Here is a 1057-nt window from a genome sequence, read left to right on the forward strand (position 1 = left end):
GAGGCTTTGTTTCCTAAATCAGGGAACTAATGCTTAAAGCTACGATCAGATCATCTAAGTTCACTCACATACTTAGAGCAATGCCAAAGCCTCGCTACAGAACAACTAACTGGAAACAATATAACCAAGCCCTAATCAATCGTGGTTCACTGACATTCTGGATTGATGAGGAAGCGATTCAACAGTGGAAGCAACTCAAGCAAGGTAAACGAGGTCGACCTCGATTGTTTAGTGACTTAGCCATTACGACCGCCCTCATGGTTAAACGAGTATTCGCGATGCCGTTGAGAGCGTTACAAGGATTCATCGATTCTGTTTTCAAACTCGCTCAACTCCCGTTGTCATGTCCTCATTATTCATGCATCAGTAAACGAGCCAAAACGGTTAATGTGTCATTCAAGACAAAGACCCGAGGCGCAATACAGCATTTAGCCATTGATGCAACAGGGCTAAAGGTCTACGGTGAAGGTGAATGGAAAGTAAAAAAACATGGTACTGACGGGAAGCGTCGAGTTTGGCGTAAGCTCCATTTAGCCGTAGACACTGGCACTCATGAAATCATTGCGGCTGAGTTAAGTTTATCGAATGTCACTGACGGTGAAGCTCTTCCTAATTTACTGAATTAAACTCGTCGTAGAATCAATGAGATATCTGGTGATGGAGCTTACGATACAAGACAATGCTACGAAGCAATACGTATTAAACAAGCTGTTCCACTTATTCCACCGAGAGAAGGTGCTGCTTTTTGGTTACGAGGTCACCCCCGTAATCTGGCGGTAGCTTGCCAGAAATTATACGGCTCAAATAAACATTGGAAAAAGAAGTACGGTTACCATAAACGGTCACTTTCAGAGACGGCTATGTTCCGTGTAAAGACACTGTTTGGTGGGCGATTAAGTTTAAGAAACTATAATGCTCAGGTTGGTGAAACCTACGCCATGATTAAAGCGTTGAATAAGCTCACAGGGTTAGGTATGCCTAAAACGATAGAAATAGCCTAATAATCACCCATACTGGCCGTTTCTATCTGAGATCCAATTAGGAAACAAAGCCCATC

Annotated in this window: 1 pseudogene; it reads left to right on the forward strand. The window is 43.0% G+C overall.

From position 1 onward, the window contains the following. Positions 1–80 precede the first annotated feature (80 nt). Positions 81–1001 (forward strand): annotated as a pseudogene (locus AB4209_RS22350) (IS5 family transposase). Positions 1002–1057: the final 56 nt, after the last annotated feature.

Origin of the sequence: Vibrio sp. 10N.286.48.C11, assembly GCF_041469805.1 — a bacterium.
GTDB classification, from domain to species: domain Bacteria; phylum Pseudomonadota; class Gammaproteobacteria; order Enterobacterales; family Vibrionaceae; genus Vibrio; species Vibrio crassostreae_C.